Origin of the sequence: Cytobacillus sp. FSL R7-0696, assembly GCF_038006865.1 — a bacterium.
In the GTDB taxonomy this organism is placed as follows: domain Bacteria; phylum Bacillota; class Bacilli; order Bacillales; family Cytobacillaceae; genus Cytobacillus; species Cytobacillus kochii.
In genome coordinates this window covers 3,154,984-3,179,351 of record NZ_JBBOWA010000001.1, presented here as the reverse complement: position 1 = coordinate 3,179,351, position 24,368 = coordinate 3,154,984, and the positions used below count along the sequence as shown (strand labels likewise).

The 24,368-nt window shown below is 37.2% G+C and carries 25 protein-coding genes and 1 other annotated feature; of the genes, 1 reads left to right on the top strand and 24 read right to left on the bottom strand.

Annotated elements, in window-relative coordinates:
• Positions 1-34: 34 nt before the first annotated feature.
• From MKX29_RS16420 to MKX29_RS16325, 20 genes are all read right to left on the bottom strand, one after another.
• Positions 35-712 (bottom strand): DUF1510 family protein, encoded by a 678-nt coding sequence (locus MKX29_RS16420; protein ID WP_224935909.1) that lies wholly within the window; start codon positions 710-712, stop codon positions 35-37.
• An 83-nt stretch (positions 713-795) separates the two neighbouring features.
• Positions 796-2,556, bottom strand: a complete 1,761-nt coding sequence (locus tag MKX29_RS16415; protein WP_289434167.1) for a peptidoglycan D,D-transpeptidase FtsI family protein — start codon at positions 2,554-2,556, stop codon at positions 796-798.
• Positions 2,557-2,622: 66 nt separating this feature from the next.
• Positions 2,623-3,099 (bottom strand): transcription elongation factor GreA, encoded by a 477-nt coding sequence (gene greA / locus MKX29_RS16410; RefSeq protein WP_224935907.1) that lies wholly within the window; start codon positions 3,097-3,099, stop codon positions 2,623-2,625.
• Between the two features lie 148 nt (positions 3,100-3,247).
• On the bottom strand, positions 3,248-3,883 hold the full coding sequence (udk, locus tag MKX29_RS16405; RefSeq protein WP_224935906.1) for a uridine kinase: 636 nt from the start codon (positions 3,881-3,883) through the stop codon (positions 3,248-3,250).
• A gap of 120 nt (positions 3,884-4,003) precedes the next feature.
• Complete coding sequence (locus MKX29_RS16400) at positions 4,004-4,645, bottom strand: O-methyltransferase (RefSeq protein ID WP_224935905.1); 642 nt, start codon at positions 4,643-4,645, stop codon at positions 4,004-4,006.
• A gap of 236 nt (positions 4,646-4,881) precedes the next feature.
• Positions 4,882-6,006 (bottom strand): endolytic transglycosylase MltG, encoded by a 1,125-nt coding sequence (gene mltG / locus MKX29_RS16395; protein WP_341106594.1) that lies wholly within the window; start codon positions 6,004-6,006, stop codon positions 4,882-4,884.
• A gap of 396 nt (positions 6,007-6,402) precedes the next feature.
• Positions 6,403-6,684: a DUF1292 domain-containing protein gene (locus MKX29_RS16390; RefSeq protein WP_095372472.1), complete on the bottom strand. Its 282-nt coding sequence runs from the start codon at positions 6,682-6,684 to the stop codon at positions 6,403-6,405.
• A 12-nt stretch (positions 6,685-6,696) separates the two neighbouring features.
• The gene (gene ruvX, locus MKX29_RS16385; RefSeq protein ID WP_095372471.1) at positions 6,697-7,113 is read right to left on the bottom strand and encodes a Holliday junction resolvase RuvX; all 417 of its coding nucleotides are present in this window, start codon (positions 7,111-7,113) and stop codon (positions 6,697-6,699) included.
• Between the two features lies 1 nt (position 7,114).
• Positions 7,115-7,381, bottom strand: a complete 267-nt coding sequence (locus MKX29_RS16380; protein ID WP_095372470.1) for an IreB family regulatory phosphoprotein — start codon at positions 7,379-7,381, stop codon at positions 7,115-7,117.
• Positions 7,382-7,543: 162 nt separating this feature from the next.
• Positions 7,544-10,177, bottom strand: coding sequence for an alanine--tRNA ligase (gene alaS / locus MKX29_RS16375; protein ID WP_341106591.1), 2,634 nt, complete (start codon positions 10,175-10,177; stop codon positions 7,544-7,546).
• A 54-nt stretch (positions 10,178-10,231) separates the two neighbouring features.
• Positions 10,232-10,438 (bottom strand) — a binding site (T-box leader).
• An 89-nt stretch (positions 10,439-10,527) separates the two neighbouring features.
• Complete coding sequence (locus MKX29_RS16370; RefSeq protein ID WP_224935902.1) at positions 10,528-11,604, bottom strand: AI-2E family transporter; 1,077 nt, start codon at positions 11,602-11,604, stop codon at positions 10,528-10,530.
• Between the two features lie 152 nt (positions 11,605-11,756).
• Positions 11,757-11,888: a DUF3918 family protein gene (locus MKX29_RS16365; RefSeq protein ID WP_095372467.1), complete on the bottom strand. Its 132-nt coding sequence runs from the start codon at positions 11,886-11,888 to the stop codon at positions 11,757-11,759.
• A gap of 25 nt (positions 11,889-11,913) precedes the next feature.
• Positions 11,914-12,105 (bottom strand): hypothetical protein, encoded by a 192-nt coding sequence (locus MKX29_RS16360; RefSeq protein WP_191811331.1) that lies wholly within the window; start codon positions 12,103-12,105, stop codon positions 11,914-11,916.
• 19 nt (positions 12,106-12,124) lie between these two features.
• Complete coding sequence (locus tag MKX29_RS16355) at positions 12,125-12,595, bottom strand: PRC-barrel domain-containing protein (RefSeq protein ID WP_224935901.1); 471 nt, start codon at positions 12,593-12,595, stop codon at positions 12,125-12,127.
• Between the two features lie 131 nt (positions 12,596-12,726).
• Positions 12,727-15,126, bottom strand: coding sequence for an SF1B family DNA helicase RecD2 (gene recD2, locus MKX29_RS16350; protein ID WP_224935900.1), 2,400 nt, complete (start codon positions 15,124-15,126; stop codon positions 12,727-12,729).
• 42 nt (positions 15,127-15,168) lie between these two features.
• On the bottom strand, positions 15,169-15,822 hold the full coding sequence (locus MKX29_RS16345; RefSeq protein WP_095372464.1) for a tetratricopeptide repeat protein: 654 nt from the start codon (positions 15,820-15,822) through the stop codon (positions 15,169-15,171).
• 320 nt (positions 15,823-16,142) lie between these two features.
• Positions 16,143-17,258 (bottom strand): tRNA 2-thiouridine(34) synthase MnmA, encoded by a 1,116-nt coding sequence (gene mnmA, locus MKX29_RS16340; protein WP_341106587.1) that lies wholly within the window; start codon positions 17,256-17,258, stop codon positions 16,143-16,145.
• A 29-nt stretch (positions 17,259-17,287) separates the two neighbouring features.
• Entirely contained in the window at positions 17,288-18,430 is a 1,143-nt protein-coding gene (locus MKX29_RS16335) for a cysteine desulfurase family protein (RefSeq protein ID WP_341106585.1), read from the bottom strand.
• A 24-nt stretch (positions 18,431-18,454) separates the two neighbouring features.
• Positions 18,455-18,874: a cysteine metabolism transcriptional regulator CymR gene (gene cymR / locus MKX29_RS16330; RefSeq protein ID WP_224935897.1), complete on the bottom strand. Its 420-nt coding sequence runs from the start codon at positions 18,872-18,874 to the stop codon at positions 18,455-18,457.
• Positions 18,875-18,926: 52 nt separating this feature from the next.
• On the bottom strand, positions 18,927-19,586 hold the full coding sequence (locus tag MKX29_RS16325; RefSeq protein WP_224935896.1) for a YczE/YyaS/YitT family protein: 660 nt from the start codon (positions 19,584-19,586) through the stop codon (positions 18,927-18,929).
• Positions 19,587-19,824: 238 nt separating this feature from the next.
• Here MKX29_RS16325 and MKX29_RS16320 point away from each other — a divergent pair, with 238 nt between their 5' ends.
• Positions 19,825-21,090, top strand: a complete 1,266-nt coding sequence (locus MKX29_RS16320; RefSeq protein WP_341106581.1) for a replication-associated recombination protein A — start codon at positions 19,825-19,827, stop codon at positions 21,088-21,090.
• Positions 21,091-21,418: 328 nt separating this feature from the next.
• Here MKX29_RS16320 and MKX29_RS16315 read toward each other — a convergent pair whose 3' ends face one another.
• Genes MKX29_RS16315 through MKX29_RS16300 form a run of 4 tightly spaced genes read right to left on the bottom strand, consistent with a single transcriptional unit; the run spans position 21,419 to position 24,367 of the window.
• Positions 21,419-22,375 carry an ABC transporter permease gene (locus MKX29_RS16315; protein WP_224935894.1) on the bottom strand — a complete coding sequence of 319 codons (957 nt, stop codon included), beginning with the start codon at positions 22,373-22,375 and terminating at the stop codon, positions 21,419-21,421.
• Between the two features lie 3 nt (positions 22,376-22,378).
• Positions 22,379-23,299, bottom strand: coding sequence for an ABC transporter ATP-binding protein (locus MKX29_RS16310; RefSeq protein ID WP_224935893.1), 921 nt, complete (start codon positions 23,297-23,299; stop codon positions 22,379-22,381).
• Between the two features lie 8 nt (positions 23,300-23,307).
• Entirely contained in the window at positions 23,308-24,003 is a 696-nt protein-coding gene (locus MKX29_RS16305) for an ABC transporter ATP-binding protein (protein ID WP_224935892.1), read from the bottom strand.
• Positions 23,993-24,367, bottom strand: coding sequence for a GntR family transcriptional regulator (locus tag MKX29_RS16300; RefSeq protein WP_224935891.1), 375 nt, complete (start codon positions 24,365-24,367; stop codon positions 23,993-23,995). The genes MKX29_RS16305 and MKX29_RS16300 overlap by 11 nt, the downstream gene beginning before the upstream one ends.
• Between the last annotated feature and the right edge of the window lies 1 nt (position 24,368).

The following is a 24,368-nucleotide window of genomic DNA, read 5'->3' as shown; positions in this document are numbered from 1 at the left end:
CGCGTTTCATTCTGGCTAGGAAAACCAGTTTTTCTTATATACTATTTAATTCTTCTACCTTCGTCGGTTTCCATCCTTTTCCGTCTACCCATTCAATATATACACGATACATTTCGTCTTTATTTGGTGAAGCGACTGTACCAACAGAACGATTCACACCGTCATTACCAAGGAAATAAACAGTCATAGCTGAACGATCTAATCCAGTTGCATAAGTGATTGCGCGAAGCATTTCATCCCAATCCACATGACTCTGATCATACACAGCTGTAGGATGGTCGTCTTGTACTGTACCTACAGGTTGCCAAGCCGGATTTTCTACTGTTCTTTTTACATCAGCACTACTGCCGCCTTCAGTGACAATCTCTTCCTCTTTTACTTCTTCTTCATTGTTTTCTTCTTCATTAGTTTCTTCATCTTTATTCTCTTCATTATCTTTATTTTCTTCACTGTTACCTTCTTGACTTCCCTCATCTGTTGCATCATCTTTTTCATCACTGTTATTTTCTTTAGAAGTTTCTTCTTTATTTACTTCTTCATTCGCAGCAGAATCCGCTGGTTGATTCTCGTCTTTTCCACCGGAGAAAATAATCGTACCTACAACGATGATGAGTAGGATAACGACGCCAATTAAGCCATTTAAGATTATGTTTGTTTTTTTCCTTTTCGATCTTTTATCATAACGGGATGAACCATTATCAGTATTATTCAAAGGAATACCTCCTAATTTAAAAAAGAAATATCATAGCTGAAAACATTTTAACATGTCTTTTAAAAAACTTGAAGGGATAACCATTACGTGGAATGATCTAATCTATGTATTTCTTTCACAATATCAGCGAATAAAGAAAGTGGTGATGGGTCGGTACTTTTGGCATCTAACCGGACAGTTACTAGTGCATATCTCGGGTTATCGTATGGGAAATAGCCAGCAAACCATTTATTTTCTAGTTCCTGCCCATTCAGTTTTTTTCCTGTTTCCCCTGTTCCCGATTTGCCTGCTACTTGATACGGTACATTTTGTAGTTGCCTACCTGTCCCCAAATCATGATTGACAACTTCAAGAAGAAGCTTTTGTAATGATATGGCTGTATATGGCTTTATATTTTTACCAACTACTCTTTTAGGCTGAAAGCTCTTTACTTTCGTACCATTTTTATATTCTAGTTGCGAGGCGACACGTACCATCTGCTTTTCTCCCCCTCTCGCGATTGTTGCCATCATATTTGCCACAGCTAACGGTGTACTGCGGACATCTAATTGACCAATGGATGTTAGAGCAATTAGATTTGTATCTTTTCTATTCCGTGGATCACTAAAGACCTGGCCTTGTTCTTCATCTGCCATTTGCTGAAAGCCCTTTAAATGATAGAAATCTCCTTGCCATCCTACTTTTATCGAAAGGCCTAATTTATTGGCATAGCTATCCATCACCAATGGTTCTATAGACATCAGTTCTTTGCCAACCGTTGCAAATGTATAATTACAACTTCTCGCAAAACTATCTTTAAAGTTAAGCATGCCGTATTGATAATTTTTATCTATTTCTCCATTGATTGACTGATTACAATCAAACATACGACTTTTTGCATCTAGCCCATAATCTATCGCTGCTGCAGCGATAACTGTTTTAAAAATAGACCCTAGTACTTGATTTTGCACCATAAAATTATTCGTACCTTCTTCGCCATGAGCGAAAGGGTTGACTGGGTTCACTTTCGGACGAGAAACCATCGCGACAACTGAATTATCCTCAATATCTATTAACACCATCCCCCCTTTGGTAACCTCGTTTTTATCGACAAGCATTTCCATTCGTTGCTGCCATTCAAAATCAAGCGTCGTTCTAATATTCAATGGATAAAAAGGATTCGCAGGGTGAACATACTTTACATTCGAGCCAAATAATGGTCTTCCTTTTCCATCAACATGATAAATGAGCTTTGTTTCACCTTCTCCAGACAAAAGTTCATCAAAGCTTTTTTCCATCCCAGTTGCACCTAGTCTTGTTATATTAGATAGGTGTTTATTAGGATATCTTTGGGTTAGTAAAAAATCTCTATTGGCAATCCCTAATAATTGTTCTGCTGGTCTCTCATAAATCGGGTATGATTTTCTCACTGCAAACACACCTGGTATTTCCAACTGATTAATCTCCTCCATTTGTTCATTAGACAAAATGAAAGGTTCTCGGTCACCAAACACAATAGGATTCTTTATTGCTTGAACTTTTTGACGGAGTTGATTTTTATCAACTTTAAGAATTTCAGCTACACTCGAGACATCCCATTCTATATCTTTTAGGAACGGAAAAAGGATTAAGACCGTTTTATAGGCAACAGTTAATTGTTTACCATCCCTATCAAGAAAATTCCCTCTCTCGGCATCTATGGCTATTTCCTTAGAACGTTGTGCGACACTTTGACTGATCAAGTTTATGTCTCGATTTGTAAAATGCTTTGTTTCAAACAACTGTATTTGAGCCAGTCTAACAATAAGTATTGATAAAATAATCATCATGACAGAAACAAACAGAATGACTCGTTTTCTTTGCATAAAAACACCTCGTCAAAAGTGTTGACGAGGTGTTTCTATTTCAAACGCTAAAACACGATAATTTTATTAGTTAATACTTGTTATCTTAACACTCATTTCTCCACCTGGTGTTTGCACAGACACTTCTTCGCCTACTTTTTTGCCAATAAGACTTTTAGCAATCGGTGAATCATTGGAAATTTTGCCCTCAAAAGGATCTGCCTCTGCACTACCTACGATAGAATAAGTTTCTTCTTCACCATCAGGTAATTCTATGAAAGTAACCGTTGAACCTAAGCTAACTGCGTCGCCTTTCATCTCATCCTCAGTAATGATTTTAGCATTACGAATCATATTTTCAAGAGTCGTAATACGACCTTCTACAAAAGCTTGTTCTTCCTTAGCAGAATCATATTCTGAGTTCTCAGATAAGTCACCAAAACTACGAGCTATTTTTATACGTTCAACCACTTCTTTTCGCTTAACGGTTTTTAGGTTTTCTAGTTCTTGTTCTAATTTCGTTTTACCTTCTTGTGTCATTGGAAATACTTTTTCTGTACTCAAAACACTCACTCCTTTACCATATATAACCAATTATTATTGGTCAAAAGTATGTATAAATTTTATAAACAATGCATTTACAGCGCGTCCTTATCGAACGCGCCTAACTATGCAAACGTTTGTAGCCTTATTATTTTTCTATGCTATTGTGTCATAAAAAAGACTTTTCTTCAAGAATTGTTTGAATTTTTGTGACCATTAAATCAATTGCCACTTTATTTTGTCCACCTTCAGGAATGATGATATCGGCATATCTCTTAGTCGGTTCGATAAATTGATTATGCATTGGACGAACGACGCTAACATATTGCTCAATTACTGAGTCAATGGAACGCCCTCGTTCCTTAATATCACGCATAAGCCTTCTAATAATTCTAAGATCTGCATCAGTATCGACAAATAGCTTCATATCCATTAAATCACGTAAACGTTCATCTTCAAGTACAAGAATCCCCTCTAAGATAATCACATCTTTTGGTTCAACAACGATGACATCATCTGACCTCGTATGAATAGAATAGTCATAAACAGGCTTTTCGATGACCTCGTGATTCGTTAAAGAGATGATATGCTCAATTAATAAGTCTGTGTCAAACGCAAGTGGATGATCATAATTAGTTTTCAAACGTTCTTCAAAAGGTAGATGTGCTTGATCTTTATAGTAATAGTCTTGTTCTAACATAAGAATAGAATGACCTTGAAATCGATTATAAATCGCCTTCGTTACACTTGTCTTTCCAGAGCCTGATCCACCAGCTACACCGATGACAATCGGTTTTCTCTTCATCTTTATCAATCTCCCTAACATCGTAGCGTTTTTGCTACTGTTTAACAATATACACCTTTTTGCTATGATTGCCAAACATATGGTACTTATACTAGTAATAATTCTTTATCACAACAAAACTTATTTCTTTCTACTAATCGCAACACCATCACCGATAGGCAAAATCACGGTATGGTAACGATCATTTTTCATAAGCCATTCATTAAATTGGTCAATTTTTTGCACTAGGTTGCGGATGCGTTTTTTTTCTATCTCTGCCTTTTCATAAACGAGGCCTTTAAATAACACGTTATCGGTAATAATTACACCAGAATTATTTAAATATTGACTATACATCTCGAAAAACTTCTTATACTGCCCTTTTGCTGCATCAATAAATATCATATCATAGTCACCTAATAATCGAACCTCATCTTCTTGCTCTAATGCGTCGCCTTTAAGTAAGGTGATTTGATTCGCCATGCCGCTTCTTGCAAAGTAGTTCTCTGCCTTTTCATAGCGCTCCTGATCTCTTTCCAATGTTATAATATGAGCAGATGGACAAGCTTCAGCCATTCGTAATGCGGAATATCCGATTGCTGTCCCAATCTCTAATATTTTTGTTGGTTGTTGAATTCGTACAATCTGTAACATGGCTTCAATACCTTCTAGTTCCATAATTGGCACACGATTTTCCCTAGCGTATTCTTCCATTTCCATGAAGAGGTTTGTACGATCCGGTATTAATTTTTGCATATATGTAATTAGCTCATCATTTAGCAATTACTTTCACCTCTATTAATTTAACTTCCATCCTTTGCATATGCAAGAAAAAAAGCGCTCACATTAGTAGATTGTCAAAGAGCTTGGACCATCTACGCTTTTTGCATGATACGCCACCTAAAAAAAATATATAAAATGCTTGTGCTATTTTACCACAAAAAAAAGAGGAAAGCTATGAGATTTTATCATAAATGATGATCTAACATCATTCACACCCCTTTAGCTTCCTCTGTTTTTTAATTATTACTAGTTATGTGCTCATTTTTCTTCACATTATGTTCATCTAATGTTTTAGAGAATAAAACTTCTCCTTCTGGTGTAGCTAGGAAAAACAAATAATCAGTTTCTTCAGGATTCAATGCAGCTTCAATAGAAGTTGAACCTGCATTAGCAATCGGTCCAGGTGTTAGGCCATTGTATTTATATGTGTTATATGGGTCATCTATTTCTAAATGCTTATACAATGTCCTTTCCTTATGCTCACCATGTGCATATAAAACGGTGGGATCTGTTTGTAAAGGCATGTCTTCATCCATACGATTATAAAAAACGCTGGCTATCTTATCGCGGTCCACTTGTGCAGTGGCCTCTTCTTCGATTAATGAAGCCATTGTGAGTAATTCATGGACAGACATCTCTTTTTTCTCCATTGCTTCTGTGTACTGAGTAAGCACTTCACTTGTCTTCTTAATCATTGGTGTGATAATTTCTTCTATCGTTGCATCTTCTTTGTAGTAATCATATGTGGCAGGGAATAGATAACCCTCTAAAGGGTATTTAATATTCTCCGCAAAAACATCATCAGTAATGACACTTGGAAATTTCTCCTGCATTTTCTGTACAAATGCTTTATCATTTAATTCTGCAAAGACTTCGTCTGCATCCATGTCTGCTTTTTCTGCTATAATTGCCGCAATTTGCTCCAACTGCTTGCCTTCAGGAAGTGTGACTTTAAACACGACTTCTTGATCTACATTTCCAGTTTTTAGCTCTGATATTACTTGACCTAATGTCATCGCCGGTGCCAATTCATAAGTTCCTGCCATAAATCCTGATTCATTCTTTAGCTTCACATAGTATTTGAATACTCTAGCATCCTTTATGATCCCATTCTCCTCTAGTACTTGTCCGATTCCTGAAACGGATGAGCCAATGGGGATTTCGACATTCTTGACTTTGTCGTTATCTGGATTAACAGGTTTTAAAGCAGAATTCACATAAAGGAACCCACCTAGCCCTCCAACACCTATGATTACAAATAATATTATGGCTGTAATTAACACGATTTTACGCACAACTCTCGCCTCTGTTTGCCTCTCTATCAACTGTTTTTTCATCTTACCTTTTTTATCATCTGTCATGGTAAACCTCCTTGCAACTATTTCCCCTTACTATTCATACTTCCTTTACGCCTCATGTTGCTACTGTATTAATAGCTGGAAAATAGCTCTCATACATCTCGGATTATTATACTATACTTTCTGTCATAGGATAGCATATTTAGACAAAATTCTTCTACTATAGAACGATTCTATAGAACGAATCAGTTATACAGAAAGCATCAATCAATAATACCTCTCCCTTAAAAAAGAGTTAAGTTTATAGAGAATGAAATAGAAATGAGGACCATGCTGAAAGTGGAGGTTTTTTGTTTGAGATAGTTATATTTTGCTAAGTCCTCTCCTTAGTCGCAAGTTCACCTGCGAAGAATATAGAACATAAAAAAAGACCCACTAACTACGCAGGTCTTTTCAAGCTTACTCTTCTTCATTTTCTAAAAATGTATTTAACATCTCTTCGATAAGATCCCATTCTTCGTCCGTTTCAATTGGCATTAATTCACCATCAGTATTATCTTCACTTGGAACGAATGCAGATGCATGAATTTCAACCTCTTCTTCATCCTCATCTGCACCAATTGGATAATAAAGAACATAAGATTTGCCAAATTCTTCAGAGTCAAAAGTAAAAAGCACTTCGCAAAGCTGCTCGTTACCTTCCTCATCTACTACTGTGATATTGTTTTCTCCGTGATCCATTTCTTTCACCTCTTAATTCTGGCTATCTAAATAACCTTGTAAAATCATGACTGCCGCCATTTTATCAATCACTTTTTTCCTTTTTTTGCGACTGACATCTGCATCAAGTAGGACTCTCTCTGCAGCGATTGTAGTGAGACGCTCGTCCCAATAAATAACCTCAACACCGAAACGTTTGTTAAGTTCATTGCCATAGAACTGACTCGCTTCACCTCTAGGCCCTATTGTACCATTCATGTTCTTGGGAATGCCAACAACAACCTTTGTTACTTCATATTCTTTGAGCAGCTCACCAATACGTTTAAATCCGTACTGATTCTGTTCCTCATTTATTTTCACTGTTTCGATGCCTTGGGCTGTCCAACCAAGACCATCACTAACAGCCACGCCGACAGTTTTTGAGCCGACATCTAATCCCATTGTACGCATATTATCCCTCTCGTTGTTGTTTTAAATACGACTTCACAAGTTCTTCAATAATTTCATCCCGTTCTAACTTGCGAATCACATTCCTTGCATCTTTGTGACGGGGTATGTAGGCAGGGTCTCCAGAAAGCAGGTAACCTACAATTTGATTAATAGGATTATACCCTTTTTCCTGCAGAGCATCGTGAACATGGAACAATACTTTATTGACATCTTGTTCAAATGGTTCCTCAGGAAAATTAAATCTCATCGTTTTGTCAAATGAGCTCAATTGCTACACCTCACTATTCTGTTCTTAAGCGATTAAGCTACCTATTCAAAAAGAGAAGGATGGATAGCTACACCAAGTTTCATTAAGAAGAGGTGTTATGTAACCTCTTCTTTTTATGATTCGCTTTTGTTTACCTACATTCTACACTAAACTATTCGGGAATCAAACGGATTTTATCCATTCCTCTACAAATTGTAACGCTCCCTCTAATTTTGCTGGGTCTTTTCCACCAGCTTGTGCCATATCTGGACGTCCACCGCCACCGCCTCCACAGCGAGTAGCCACTTCCTTAATTAATTTACCCGCATGATAACCACTTTTAATCAAATCATCTGTCACACCGGCAATTAAATTCACTTTTCCTTCATTCGCACTACCAAGTACAACCACTGCTGAAGCAAGCTTTTGTTTTAATTCATCTGCCATATTACGCAAGTGGTTCATGTCTGTCGCCTGAACTTTTGCAGCTAATACTTTTACACCGTTCACTTCTTTCACTTGGTCAATCAAGCTTCCAGCTTCAATATTACCCAATTTAGTTGCTAATGATTCATTTTCTCTTTGTAATTGCTTGATTTCTGCATGTAAGCTGTCAATTTTTACTGGTACATCTTTTATATTTGATTTTAATTTAGCTCCAGCCTCTTTTAGTACAGAGATTTGCTCTGTCATCAACTTATAAGCACCTTCACCTGTGACCGCTTCAATTCTTCTCGTGCCTGCACCAATCCCGCTTTCAGATTGGATTTTGAACAAACCAATGACTGCAGTATTCGCCACATGACAACCACCACAAAGTTCTAATGAATAATCGCCGATTTGAACAACTCGTACAATTTTCCCATACTTTTCACCAAATAAAGCCATTGCTCCCATTGCTTTTGCTTCTTCAATATCTTTCAGGTCAATTTGCACATTTAAGCTATTCCAAATCTTCTCGTTAACAATGGTTTCGATTTTCTCTAACTCATCTCCTGTTACTTGTCCAAAGTGAGAAAAGTCGAATCTTAGTCGATCTGGTTCAACGAGAGAACCAGCTTGATTTACATGCGTACCTAATACATCTTTCAATGCTTGGTGAAGAAGATGTGTCGCAGTATGATTTTTTACGATTTTATTACGATTAAAATAATCCACAGTTGCTTTAACCGATGAATGAGCTTTTAATTCTCCTTCAGTGATAACTGCACGATGGAGGTTTTGTCCATTTGGAGCTTTTTGAACATCTTTTATTTCAACCCTCACGCCACTCGCTGTTAGCGTTCCCTTATCAGCGATTTGTCCACCACTTTCAGCATAGAAAGGAGTAGCTGTCAATATTAATTGAACCTCTTCGCCTTGACCAGCTTGGTCTACTAGCTCTCCACCACTTACAATTGAAGCAACTTCAGTATCGATCGTCAACTGTTCATACCCAACAAACTGACTTTCTACCGTAATTTCACCTAGGACACTATCCTGGACTTGCATACTATCTATATCTTGACGAGCAGCTCGAGCGCGATCACGCTGGTTTTCCATCTCTTTTTCAAAGCCATCATGGTCGATGCTCATCCCTTCTTCTTCTGCGTACTCCTCTGTTAATTCAACAGGGAAACCATACGTATCATAAAGACGGAAAACATCTTTTCCATCGATTACAGTATGTCCATTAGCTTTTTCTTTTTTCATTACTTCTGAAAGAATAGCTAAACCCTCGTGTAACGTTTCATGGAAGCGTTCTTCTTCGTTTTTTATGACTTTTTGAATAAAAGCTGTTTTTTCTTTTACTTGTGGATAATAATCAACCATTATTTCTGCAACCACAGGTACTAACTCAAACATGAACGGACGATGAATATTGATTTGTTTCGCATAACGAACCGCGCGACGTAATAATCGTCTAAGGACATATCCTCTACCTTCATTTGATGGAAGAGCGCCATCACCAATCGCAAATGCTACTGTACGAATATGGTCAGCAATCACTTTAAATGCGACATCTTGTTCCGCAGTTTTCCCATATTTCTCAGCAGAAATATCTTCTGTTCCTTTAATGATTGGCATAAATAGATCTGTGTCAAAGTTCGTCTTTACATTTTGCACAACTGAAGCCATACGCTCTAAGCCCATGCCCGTATCAATATTTTTCTTTGGTAGTGGAGTATATGTTCCATCTGGATTATGGTTAAACTCAGAAAATACAAGGTTCCATACTTCCAAATAACGTTCGTTCTCTCCCCCAGGATAGAGCTCAGGATCATTTAAATCGTTACCATACTCTTCTCCTCTATCATAGAAAATTTCTGTGTTCGGCCCACTTGGCCCTTCACCAATATCCCAGAAATTCCCTTCCAAACGAATAATTCGTTCTTCTGGTACACCTACTTTTTCTCTCCATAATTGGTACGCTTCATCGTCCTCAGGGTGGATTGTCACAGATAATTTGTCTTCTTCAAAACCAATCCATTTTGGACTCGTCAAGAATTCCCAAGCATATAGAATCGCTTCTTCTTTAAAATAGTCACCGATAGAAAAATTCCCAAGCATTTCAAAGAATGTATGGTGACGTGCTGTCTTCCCAACATTTTCGATATCATTTGTACGTATTGATTTTTGTGCATTAACGATCCTTGGATTTTCGGGAATCACTCGACCATCAAAATATTTCTTCAATGTAGCTACACCACTATTAATCCATAATAGTGATGGATCTTCATGCGGTACTAAAGAAGCACTTGGTTCCACTGCGTGACCTTTTTCTTTAAAAAAATCTAAAAACATTTGTCTAATTTCTGCACCAGTTAAATGTTTCATAAAAAAACCTCCTAAAAAATTTATGTAACCATAAAAAAAAGCCCTCATCCCCAATACAGGGACGAGAACTTAAGCTCGCGGTACCACCCTGATTGTGAAAGAAAACTCTCACCTCTCAAAGCACCTTAACGCGGTGAACGGCAGTAGTTAACTGCACTCCGGATTAGCTTTCTGTTATCCTTCATCGAGAAATTCTCTCAGCCATGGAATTTCCTCTCTTTCGAATGGGCTATAACATACTTCTTCCATCAACATCTTACATTATATAAATAGATATAGTCGAATTATAGCTAGTTTTTTGCTCCTTTGTCAATATCAATGTCTAACAGTATCAACAAATTCAGCTGAAACTATACCTTATCTGTCCTCTGTCGGTTCATTAACAGTTTACGTGCATGTATAAGACTAATTTTTAGGATCGCCAAAATCGGAACAGCCATAATTAAACCAATGATACCGCCAGCTTCTCCACCAGCTAGTAATGAAAGCATAATAATAAGGGGGTGCATATGTAGACTTTTCCCTACAATTAAAGGAGATAATATATTCCCTTCCACAAATTGTAATACGACAATAATAATTAATGTGATAATCACCATTTTGACTGATAGGGTCGCTGCAATAATCACCGCTGGGACTGCACCAATAATTGGACCAAAATACGGAATAATATTGGTTATTGCAATGATAAAACCAAGTAATAATGGATACTTCATACCGAACACCCAAAATAAAGTAGCTGAAATCACCCCGATTACTAAACATACAAGGAGCTGCCCACGAATATAACCTCCGAGCGACTTATCAACATCTCTTATAAACAAAACAGCCTCTTTTCGCCATCTTCTTGGTGTTAAGTACCAGACTGCTTTTTTTACATCCGTATAATCTTTTAAAAGGTAAAAGGAGATAAATGGGATAATGGCGATGATCAAAGCATAATTAAGAATCTCGAGCAATATATTGATTGCCTTTGTTAATAATTTATCTAATGCTGCTTCAATATCGTTAATCCCATCCTCAACACGTAATTGTAAGGTTTCCGGCCATTCAGATGTGCGTTCTTGAATCAAAGCAATAAAAGAGCGATATTGCTCGGCAAACTCTGGCGCATGATCAACTAAATCATTTAATTGATGAATAAAAGCAGGAATCCCTTTATACAATCCGTAGCCAACACCACCAAAAAATAATAAATATATTCCTAAAGCTGCTAATCCTCTGTGCATACCCGTTTGATGTAACTTTTCAACAATAGGGTGTAAGAGATAAGTAAAAAATGCCCCAAGTAAAAACGGGATCAGCACAACAAGCAGTAATTTTAAAAGAGGGAGCCATAATTCTTTTAATTGGAAAAAGATAAAAAGTAAAATGAGAACAAGCAAAACAAAGCCTAAACGGTACAACCATTTCATACGAACGTCCATACACTACGCCTCCCTTTACTATCTTGAGAAGAGAGCATATGAATTATACATACAAGTTAAAACATGGGGCGGAGTGGATACATTTATTGACATAGCTCAATTATCTGTACGAAAAACGTCCCCAATCGTTTGATTGAGGACGCCGTATACATTTAAAACATTTTCATTACTTTTCTTTGTATCTTTTTCATATCCCTTTTTGAGACGATGTTATTTTTCTGCATATAGCTATATGCGGCTACACCTGCGCCTATGACAGCTGCTGAGGTTAACATTTTATTCATCATATGACACCTCTCATAAGAATTTTTATGAAGAAAAACGACGCTCTTCTTCATCAAATAAGTCATCTAAAGAACTTAAAGACCCATCTTCTTCCACTTGGTGAGTGTGGATCATTCCTTTAGACAATGAGAGTTCGATAAAGCAATTCCAACAGTAATATTGATTTATGCCAATCTTACCGACATCTTTGCTTTGACAATTAGGACATTGAAGCATCATGGAAAGGACACCTACCTTATTCTACATTTACAATAATGGCATCCTTTCCAATCGCTGGTGCGCAACTAGCTTTAACTACTTTCTTTCCTTCAAGTACATCAGAAAAGAAGCCATCTGATAGTTCATACCCTACGATTGTGCCCATTTCTTCATTGAAATATACATCTTGAAGAAGTCCTAAGCGATCGCCCTCTCTTGTCATCATCATTCGGCCAGCCAGACGATTTTCATTAGCAATTGTAAAATTACTATGCTTTGGTATAGCTGTTAATACAGCACAACTTTCAATCATCACACCATCCCAACCAAATGAGTACACATCTTTAATATCTAGAAAAAAGGATTTGCGAATAAATGAGTGGTTCTTCACCCATAGTCCCTTTACTAATCCTTCGGGTGAGATGAAGAGATCATTCACTTCACCTATTGCCCTACCGTTATTCAACACGATTACCGACAAGCCTCTTAATAAGGAAAATGTTCGCAAAAGTTACTCCCACCTTCTTTGAACATTGTTATTTTGTTCAAAGATGGTGCGGGTCATTCTTTTTCCAGTTTGGCAATTTGTTTTATGTATATAGGTAAAAAAATAAGATGAGAAAAATCTCTCATCTTAGTCTAATCAGCCTCTAAAAAATCATAAGGTGTGATATTTTCCATTCCTATCAACGGGTCGACTTTCATCAAATAATCTTCATATGTTAATGATTCATCAATAGCTTCAATGGTCTCTCCTTCGAAGATTTCATCCTGTAACTTCAATCGTAAATTAGATCGCCTCGATTGATCATCCAATCGTTGTATACCCATTTTTAACGCTTCTTCATCACCACATAATATAAGGAACTGCTTGCTTCGTGTAATGGCAGTATATAATAAATTCCTCCGTAACATCCGGTAATAACTTTTAACGACCGGAAGAATAACAATGGGAAACTCACTGCCTTGTGACTTATGAACGGAACAACAATAGGCATGAGTGATTTGATTTAAATCCTGTTTTGTATACGTAGCTTCCACTCCGTCAAAAGAAACAATAACCATATCTTGTTTCTCTGTGTTCTCTTTCGCATAAAATATGGAGATAATTTCACCCATATCACCGTTATAAACGTGGTTTTCAGGTTGATTGACTAATTGCAACACCTTGTCCCCAATGCGATAGACAACATCACCAAAAGCAATTTCCTTTCTACTACCATCTTCATTAGGGTTGAAAATTTCTTGGATCATTTTATTAAGGCGATCAATACCTGCCGGACCACGATACATCGGTGCAAGTACTTGAATATCCTTTGCTAAATAACCCTTTTTCTTTGCATTTCGCACTACTTGGCCGATAACCGTTCCAATTTGACCTGGTTGGCATTGAAAAAAGGAACGGTCTTTTTGTTGCTGAGTAATATTTTGTGGTAATCTTCCCTTTTTCATTTCATGTGCTAACTCAATAATTGAGGAACCTTCCGATTGCCTATAAATATCTGTCAACATAACCGAAGGGATACGTTCAGAAAGTAATAAGTCTCTTAATACTTGACCTGGACCCACAGATGGTAATTGATCTTCATCACCAACAAGAATGACTTGCATTTCTTCAGGTATCGCTTTAAAAAGTTGATTGGCTAGCCAAATATCAACCATGGAAGTTTCATCAACAATAAGAATTTTCCCTTCAAGCGGATTTTCTTCATGATGGTCAAAACCCTCACTTCCATTCCAACCAAGCAATCTGTGAATCGTCACAGCTGGTAATCCTGTAGATTCTGCCATTCTTTTCGCCGCTCTTCCAGTAGGGGCAGCTAATAAAAAGGGAAAAGGCTCTTCTTTTTTATAGTCTTTCGGATTTAAACTACAACCATGTAATTCACCATACAATTCAACAATGCCTTGGATAACCGTTGTTTTTCCCGTACCTGGACCACCTGTTAATATCATCATTGGTGACATTAACGCTTTTTGAATAGCATCTTTTTGAGATGGCGCATATTGTACAGAAAGTCGCTCTTCTAATTGTCCCAAAGCAAGGAGAAATTCCGATTCGGGAAACTGTTCATTAAATTCCGTTTGATTGAGTATACGTTTAATATTTGTAACGATTCCCTTTTCAGAAAAGAAAAGAGAAGGTAAATATAACTGCTGTCCTTCTGCAATCACTTTTCTCTCTTCTCCGAGCTTTATGATTGCTTCACTAATCGCCTCGTAAGGGATTACCTCAGTCGCTTTTTCCTCTAATAGTTTTTTGACAGCAGGGAGTAATTCTTCTGCTTCAGCATATACGTGACCTGCCTGTGCGCTTTCACTATCAAGCACATACAAACATGCTGCTTTAATACGGTCAGGATGACTACCGGACATTCCCACTTGTTGTCCAATCTCATCTGCCCGATGAAAGCCAATCCCTTCAATATCCTCTACGAGTTGATAAGGTTTTTTTTGCAAAATATCTATTGCTTGATCTTTATATGTTTGAAAAATCTTCATAGATAGTTGTGGACCAAAACCAAGTTGATTGAGGTGAATCATGACTTGTTCAATTCCTTGATTCTCCACAAGTGTGTCGTATAAAACTTTCGCTTTTTCACTTGCTAATTTTGGTATCCCATCTAATAATGAAGGATTATTTAAAATGCTATTGATCGCATTTTCCCCAAGCTCGTCCACAATACTTTGTGCCGTTTTCTTACCAATTCCTTTAAAGAGGTCACCTGATAAATAATTAACGACACCTTCTTTTGTTTGAGGCATTTCTTTTTTGTACTGCTCTACATGAAATTGCAACCCAAACTTTGGATGTTCCTTCCATTCCCCTATAAATGTATAGGTCTCCTCTTCATGGATTTTCGGTATGTAGCCAGTAATGACCGCTTCTTTCTCTTCATATTGTGCATTTGTCTCTAGCACCCGAATACGTAAAACCGTATAAAGATTACTCTCATTATGGAAAATAGTCACAAGATGCTTGCCTTTTACATACGTTTTTTGTTCAGCAAATAAATCTAAAGAATTCTGCTCATCCATCCCATATGCTCCTTCCTCTTTAAGCGCATCTTGTTTTTTATATTAGGCTTGTTTTTCAATCATTTTTTTACCGTAGCCGGCAAGCATATGATCCGGTTGTATATCCAATGCACGATTAAAATGAGCGAGTGCCTTTTGCACGTCTTCTTTAAAACCATAAGCTACACCGAGATTATAATGAGCATCTGCATGTTCCTCATCTAATTCAATACATTGTTGTAGTTGCTTAATGGCTTCATCTATTAATTCTAATTGTGCTAAGCAAAGACCATATTGAAAAGCCGCTTCTGCATCCTGTGGATTCAATTCAGTTGCACGTTGCAAGTATGGTAATGCTAATTTCCCTTGCTCTAATTGCATAAGAGAAATACCTAACATAAAATAATTGTCTCCATGGTCGATTCCTTTTTGCATCGCTTGTTCAAACATATTTTTAGCTTCGTCAAATTGTTCTTTTTCAAAAAGTAAATTTCCGACACTATAATATGCAACACCCGCGTTTTCATCAAGCTCGATTGCTTTTAGAAAGAACTTCAGTGCTCGTTCTCCGTCGCCAACGGCTGATAAAACATTACCAAAATTGATATAAGAAACCGCATCCTCAGGGTTTTCATCAATGGCTTCCATAAAAATCTTAGCTGCTTCTTCCCATTTACCTTCTTGCATATATTGAATACCTTGTTGGTTTTTATCCATTATTTATCGACTCCATTTCTATCTCTTTACTCTTCGAAATAGTATAGCATATTTTTCGATAAGACTTCATTCACAGGCTAAACCGTGCAGGCATAATTTGTTGAGGTTTTTAGAATTGGACATAATATGATTAGTACACGGCTTGATTTAATGCTGTTAGCTCAGCGATTTCCCAGCTTCTCCAAAGAATGAGAGGAGAAAAGTTAACTTCGATGATTTCCAGCATTTGTGCGTATCACTTTAGACTCAGTAACCTGTTGAAGATTTATCAAAAAAACGTGGGAAAAATAAAAAACCAGGCAATCAATCTGCCTGATTTTTTATCCTACATATGTGAGTTGATTACTATTAATATACACTTCATCAATTGTTGCTCCACCTAAGCATTCGTCACCGTTATAAAAGACAACTGATTGGCCAGGGGTAATCGCTCTACTTAGCTCATGAAACTTAACTCGAACTTTATTGTCTGCTAAGCGTTCCACCGTTACACTATTGTCTGTCTGACGATATCTAAATTTAGCTGTACATTCAAATGTTTGTGGCATTTCTTTTTCAGATACCCAACTTACATTCACAGCTACAAGGGAATCGGAATATAATTTTTCATGGTGAAAGCCTTGTCCTACATAAAGAACATTCCTTTTCAAGTCTTTACCAATCGCAAACCAAGGCTCACCTGCTCCACCGATCCCTAGACCATGTCTTTGACCAATTGTGTAATACATTAAACCATCATGCTTACCGACTACTTTACCATCAAATGTCTCCATATTACCTGGTTGAGCTGGTAAGTAGTTACCTAGGAATTCTTTAAAGTTTCTTTCACCAATAAAACAAATACCTGTACTGTCCTTCTTAGTAGCTGTTGCTAAATTCGCTTTTGCCGCAATTTCCCTTACCTCTGACTTTTTAATATTGCCGATTGGGAACATTACTTTTTTTAATTGATCTTGCGAAAGCTGATTAAGGAAATACGTTTGATCTTTGTTTTCATCAAGGCCACGAAGCATTTTTACTTCGCCATCTCTTTCTTCTACACGCGCATAATGGCCAGTTGCTAAATAATCAGCACCTAAATGCATTGCATGTTCTAGAAACGCTTTAAATTTTATTTCCTTATTGCACATAACATCAGGGTTCGGTGTTCTACCTGCTTTATATTCTTCAAGAAAGTAGGTGAACACTTTATCCCAATATTGCTTCTCAAAGTTGACAGCATAGTATGGAATACCGATTTGATTACATACACGGATTACATCTTCATAGTCTTCCGTCGCTGTACATACACCGTTTTCATCGGTGTCATCCCAGTTTTTCATAAAAATGCCGATGACATCATAGCCTTGTTCTTTGAGAAGGAGTGCAGCTACCGATGAATCAACGCCACCGGACATCCCAACAACGACTCGCGTATCTTTTGGCGCTTTTGTCATTGTCTTCACCTCTCTTTGCTATACTTTATTTATGCTTGAAATCGTTGCACGATTTTACTTACTTCTTTCCCAGCTACACTTGCTTGTTCTAATGTATTACCATAGCCAAAGCTGAACCTTATAGAGTTAGCTAACCGCTCATGTCCTTTACCAAACATCGCGACCAGTACATGCGATGGGTCTATAGATCCTGCTGTACATGCAGAACCACTAGATGCGGCAATCCCTACTAAATCTAAATTAACAAGCATAGCTTCGACATTTGTTGCTGGAAAGCTTAAGTTTAATACATGAGGAAGTGTTTCAGCAAGCGAACTGTTTTGCTTAAACTTTATTCCATTTTCTATCAATGTTTGCATGAACGTATCTCTTAATTGTTGAAAGTGCGTACTTTTAGCCACTCTATTTTGTTGACTTATTTTCACAGCTTCTAAAAAACCAGCAATGGCAGGTACATTTTCCGTTCCAGCTCTACGCTTTCTTTCTTGCTCGCCGCCAAACAATCTTGAAGCAAGGGAAATGTCTTTCCGGCAATATAGAAATCCAATCCCTTTAGGACCATTTATTTTATGAGCTGAAACAGAAAGTAAGTCAATATTTGTTTCATTTACATCTATAGGCAATAGGCCATAAGCTTGTACCGCATCTGTATGAAAGACCGCTTGATGATTAACGAGCAGTTTGCCTATCTCAGCGATGGGCTGAATGGTACCAACTTCATTATTCGCATACATGATGGTAACTAAAATCGTATCATCTCGTAACGCTTTCTTAACAGTGTCTACTTCAATGACCCCTTCATTGTTGACTGGTAAATATGTTACTTCAAATCCTTCTCTTTCAAGCTCTTCGCACGCATGTAGTACTGCATGATGTTCAATTTCTGAAGTGATGATATGCTTACCTTTATTTTGATTCGCTCTAGCTACTCCAAAAATAGCATGATTATCGGATTCGGTTCCACCACTTGTGAAAATAATCTCGTTTGCAAGAGCTCCAATACTTGATGCCATTACTTCTCTTGCCCGATCAAGTACTTGTCTTGCTTCTCTACCAAAAGAATGAATGCTTGATGGATTTCCGTAATCCTCTTGCATCATTCGCATCATTACATCAATTACTTGAGGATGCATCGGACTTGTTGCCGCATGATCCAAATAAATTCTTTCCACTCTTTTCACCTTCTTGCCAATCTGTTAAATATAAAACATATAAGCATCGGATTCACCAGTATCTTTATGGTTTGCTAAATCCTCAATCGTTGTATTATCCAGTACCTCTTTCACTGCGTCACGTATACGCATCCATAATTCTCTTTTGGCTGGTTCTTCATTTTCTATCCCTTCAACTGGACTAATCGGACCTTCTAATACGCGAATAATATCGCCTGAAGTGATCTTTGATGGTTCATCTCCCAGTATATATCCGCCATAAGCTCCTCTTATACTTTTAACAAAACCAGCATTTCTTAAAGGAGCAATTAATTGTTCTAAGTAGTGTTCTGATAAATCATTTGCTTGTGCAATTGTTTTTAATGAAACGGGACCTTCCCCATATTTCTTAGCGAGTTCTATCATAATCGTTAATCCGTAACGACCTTTTGTCGATATTTTCATTCCCGACACCTCTATTCATCTTTATTCTCTCTATAAATTCCATCGTTACCTGTTATGAGGCAATCGATACTTTTCTTTCCTTCATCCGTGCAAGTAACTTATTCGTAAATCGTTGACATTGTGGTAATGCTGCACCGACTATTGGACCAGTAGCCAAGCTTAAAACGATTGTCCCCCAAAAAACAGGACCGCCAAGCTGCCAACCGATAACTAACACAATAATTTCCATACTTGACCTTATATAGGCAACTTTCCAACCTGTTCGATTCATTAATGCCATCATTAAACTATCCCGTGGCCCAGTACCTAAACGAGCTGATATATACAAGCCCATACCATAACAATTAATGAAAAGACCACAAGCAAACATAATGAACTTTCCCCAAATCGTTTCAGGAGTGGTCATAAACGGTAATAATAAATACAAATCAATAAAGATTCCAATAAGAATCATATTAAGATAAGCACCTGCTTTTGGCATCTCTTTACCAATGATTGCCGCAATGGCAAGTACAAGAATACCCACAATAATAGACCAAGTGCCAATTGATAACCCTAATTGATAATACAAACCTACATGCAATACGTCCCAAGGTGTTGCGCCTAAATCTGCAACAATAAGGAGTACAATTCCTAAACTCATTACTAATAAACCGAGTAAATAGATAATAAACCTCGGTCCTGTTTGCCCTATTTTATTATTATTGATCATTTGACAAGCCCTCACAGGATAGATTATTTTTAATCTTTTTTCTTACGCCCTCCATTAAATGGTAGAATACTCTTTAATAAGTAGTTGGATAGGTTAAAAACATTTTTCTTCACAACATATAAATAGACCTTGCTATTATAGCACATTTGCAAGCGTTAATCATTTTAGCTATTTTAATTTTATGATATGTTATCAAAAGGAACAGAATAAGCCTCTTATCTAATTAGGAGTGATATAGTTGAGTATCAAACCGTTAGCTTTTCGAATGAGACCAAGAACAATCAATGAAATTATTGGTCAACAACACCTCGTGGGAGAAGGTAAAATTATTCATAGAATGGTAAAAGCGAAACAACTATCATCGATGATATTATACGGACCACCAGGAATTGGAAAAACCTCTATTGCTAGCGCAATAGCTGGTAGTACTAAATTCGCTTTTCGCACTTTAAATGCAGTGACAAATAATAAAAAGGATATGGAAGTCGTAGCAGCCGAAGCAAAGATGTCAGGTAAAGTTATTTTATTATTAGATGAGGTTCATCGCCTAGATAAAGCAAAACAGGATTTTCTTTTACCTTATTTAGAAAATGGCATGATTACCTTAATAGGTGCTACTACCAGCAATCCTTATCATGCAATTAACCCCGCCATCAGAAGTCGATGTCAAATTTTCGAACTAAAGCCATTAGAAGTGGAAGAGATTAAGACGGCATTAAAAGTAGCTATTGCTGATGAAGATAGGGGGCTAGGTAATAAGACAGTAGACATAGAAGATGAGGCATTAACTCACTTTGCAACTGCATCTGGAGGCGATGTTCGTAGTTCGCTAAATGCGCTTGAATTGGCAGTGCTTTCAACTGAACCAGATGACTCAGGCACTATCCTCATCACACTTTCAGCTGCCGAAGAATGCATGCAAAAAAAGAGTATGGCACATGACAAAGATGGTGATGCACATTACGATGTTTTATCTGGATTCCAAAAATCCATTCGTGGAAGTGACGTGAATGCCTCCCTTCATTATTTGGGCAGATTAATTGAGGCAGAAGATATGGTTAGTATTACAAGAAGACTATTGGTTATCGCTTATGAAGATATCGGACTTGCCTCCCCCCAAGCTGGACAAAGAACATTATCAGCCATCGAATCAGCAGAGCGGTTAGGTTTCCCTGAAGCAAGAATTCCGTTAGCTAACGCAGTGATCGAGCTATGCCTTTCACCGAAATCTAATTCAGCTATTATGGCGATTGACCAGGCATTATCAGATATACGTGCAGGCATTAGCGGTGAGGTTCCAGATCACCTAAAAGACGCTCATTATAAAGGGGCGAAAGAATTAGGTAGAGGCATTGACTATCAATACCCGCATGATTATGAAAATGGATGGGTAAAGCAACAATACTTGCCTAATAACATTAAGCAGAAAACTTATTATGAACCAAAAACGAACGGTAAATTTGAACAAGCTCTTTCCACTGTTTACAAACGGCTACAACAGTAAGATGCTGGCTAAAAAAGATAGTTAATCCACCCAGACTTAAATGTTTGAGTGGATTTTCCTCATTTGTTAACAACAAATACTCGGCACTGGCCTACATCTATCTCTGTCACTTGGATTAGTACGTTTAAATCGCAGCGCTTACTTATTCGTTACACTTATGTCCACTCAAAAAATGGTAAACCTGTTATTCGAAGATAGTTGTTGGAATCTCTTGTGAAAGTAAAATAAGCTCGGACACAGTTACCTATATAAATTCATTACTTTTCATTGTTTTCAAGATTTCAACCATAAAAATAAGCTGCTGGAAATTTCCAGCAGCTTCTAGGTTTTATCCAGCTATATCTCTTTTCTTAAATATGATGAATGCAATGATTTGGAATATCAGAAAATAAACAATCAACATGATTACGGAAAAAGTTAACGTCATTCCTGGTAACATCGGCGTTCCTTCAAAGTACTGAAACAGATCGGTATTAGCAAATAAGCTATATTTCGCCCAATCATACTTCATCGCAATGAGGTGAGTAATTTGCCCACCAGCGAACATAAGGAAAATAGATAATCCAATTGCTAATGAACTACTTCTGAATGCTGATGAAATCATAAAGGCCATCGTCGCTAGCATAATGTTTTGGATGGATGATAAGCTATACACATTGATTAAATGCAAAATCATTGACTGTTCTTTTACCACTCCATCTTGATATAAGAGATACGGTTCACTACCACCTAAACCAAATAGAACGAGGCCTAATATCCCAGAGAATATGAAAAGTAAAAAGAGCAAACTGAAACCAAATAACAGCACAGTTATGTATTTGGAGAGAAGAATTTTACTTCTAGTAATTGGGCGAATGAGCAGCAGCTTAATCGTTCCCCAATTAAATTCACTTGCCACAATCCCTCCTGCAATAATAATCATAAATAAACCGGCAAAATCTATTAGCGAAGACATATCAGAAATAAAACTAAGTGCTTCGTAATCTCCATTTGGTGATATATTGTTTTCGATGCGATACTCATTAATGGCAATGATTTTTTCATAGCTTTCTTTTACATCCTCTGGCAGCATATCTCCGGAATTCTCCAGCTCCTTCTGATAGGAGTCAATCTCCATTTGTAACCCTTTTTGCCATTGCTCATTTGGAGGGACTGATCCTTGTACATCTTGGTATTTCATAAAAGCACCTGCTACAGCGACGATAAATAGAAGAATGCCAATCATGACATAAGTGCCACTTCGTTTAAAGATTTTCACCCATTCGTTTCTAATTAATGAGAACATGACTTATTCCGCCTCCTTCTGTAGTGTTGTCACTTCAAGAAAGCGGTCTTCCAACGTTTTCGTCGTTTCTTGAATACGATATATATTAATTCCATCATGAACCCACTCTTTCACCAATAAAGGGATATCCTCTTTTTGTGCTCGCAGCATAAGCGTATTTCCCTTCACTTCTGCTTGCTGTTGTGGAATTAATCTATTGACAGCAAACATTGCTTCTGTTGGATGATCAACGTCGATTTCATATTCCTTTGCCCCTCCTTCTACTTGCTCATGAACAGACTGAATCGTAATTAATTTACCTTTTTGAATGATACCGACTCGATCACACATCATTTCCATTTCTGATAGTAGATGACTAGACACAATGACTGCCATTCCTCTTTCTCTTGCTAACTTCCTTACATGGTCACGGATTTCACGAATACCAGCGGGGTCTAATCCATTTGTTGGTTCATCCAGAATTAACACTTTAGGATCATGTAACAAACATTGGGCTAACCCTAGTCGTTGCCGCATACCTAAAGAATAAGTCTTCACCTTATCATGTATTCTCTCAGTCAAACCAACAAACTCTACTGTCTCCATAATTTTTTCTTTCGTAATTCCTTCTGACATTTTTGCGTAATGTAGGAGATTTTGATAACCACTCATAAATTTATACATTTCTGGATTTTCAACAATCGCTCCTACATGTTGAATTGCCTTCTCAAAGTTTGTTTGCACACTATTACCAAGAATTTTAATATCACCTTCACTAATGCCAATTAAGCCAACAATCATCCGAATAGTGGTTGTTTTACCCGCACCATTAGGACCTAGAAACCCGAAAACCTCTCCTTCCATTACTTCAAAACTTAAGGAATCAATAATTTTTCTCTTTTTAATGATCTTTGTTACATTTTCAATTTTAACTACTGCCTTCATTTCTTTCCTCACCCCTTATATGTTTCTTTCATCCATTCTTTGATAGACAGCCCTTTTTCTTCTCTTATTGTTTCTACATGATACTGACCAAGAAATCTTCCATCTTCTATCATAATTAATTCATCAAGGACTGTTTCAACTTCTTCTATTTCATGTGTAGCCATTAGCACTGTTTGTTTCTCAAAATCAATAAAGCTTAATAATCCCTGAACCAACGTATCCCGAACCATTGGATCTAATCCAGAAAATGGTTCATCTAAAAGTAAAATAGGTGCTCTTCTAGCAAGAGCCAATACTAACTTTAACCGTCCACGGTTTCCTTTCGATAATGACCTAATTTTTACTGAATCATTTAAGTTCATGAATTGAAGTAGTTCCATTGCTTTAACTTGTTCAAAATCAGCAAATTGGCTCTCATAAAAATTCAGCATATCTTTAACTGTAAAAGAAGGATAAAAACTGTCTGCCTCTGTTAAATAGATGACTTTGGACGCAATTCTTCTATTAGCAGGCTCCCCTAATACACTGACTTCACCACTTGAAGGATAGGTTAGACCAGAGATGAGTTTCAGGATGGTCGATTTTCCACTTCCATTCGGTCCCACTAGGCCAATGATTTTCCCAGGGCGTATGGTAAAGCTGATATCTTTCAAAACGTGATTAAAGCCATATTTCTTATTCACCTTATGAAACTCAATCATCATGATCCTCCTTCAGGAATTGAGATAGCCCTTGTTTCATTTCCTCATTAGAAAAACCTAACTCTCGCAAATTATTTACATAGGATTGGATGATCTGTTTTTGCATATCTCTTTTTAAGTTCATTAACTTGGCAGTATCCTCTGTTACAAATGTTCCTTGCCCACGCTTCGCCAAGGCGACTTCCATCCTTTCTAACTCTTGATACGTTCTTTGAATTGTATTTGGATTCACCCCAAATGTAAGTGCCATCTCACGAACAGAGGGTAATTTTGCCCCTGGAGCTAACTCTTTTCTCACAATCTGTTGACAAACCCGTTCCATGATTTGGAGATATATCGGCTGTGATGAATGAAACTCTTCCGCCATT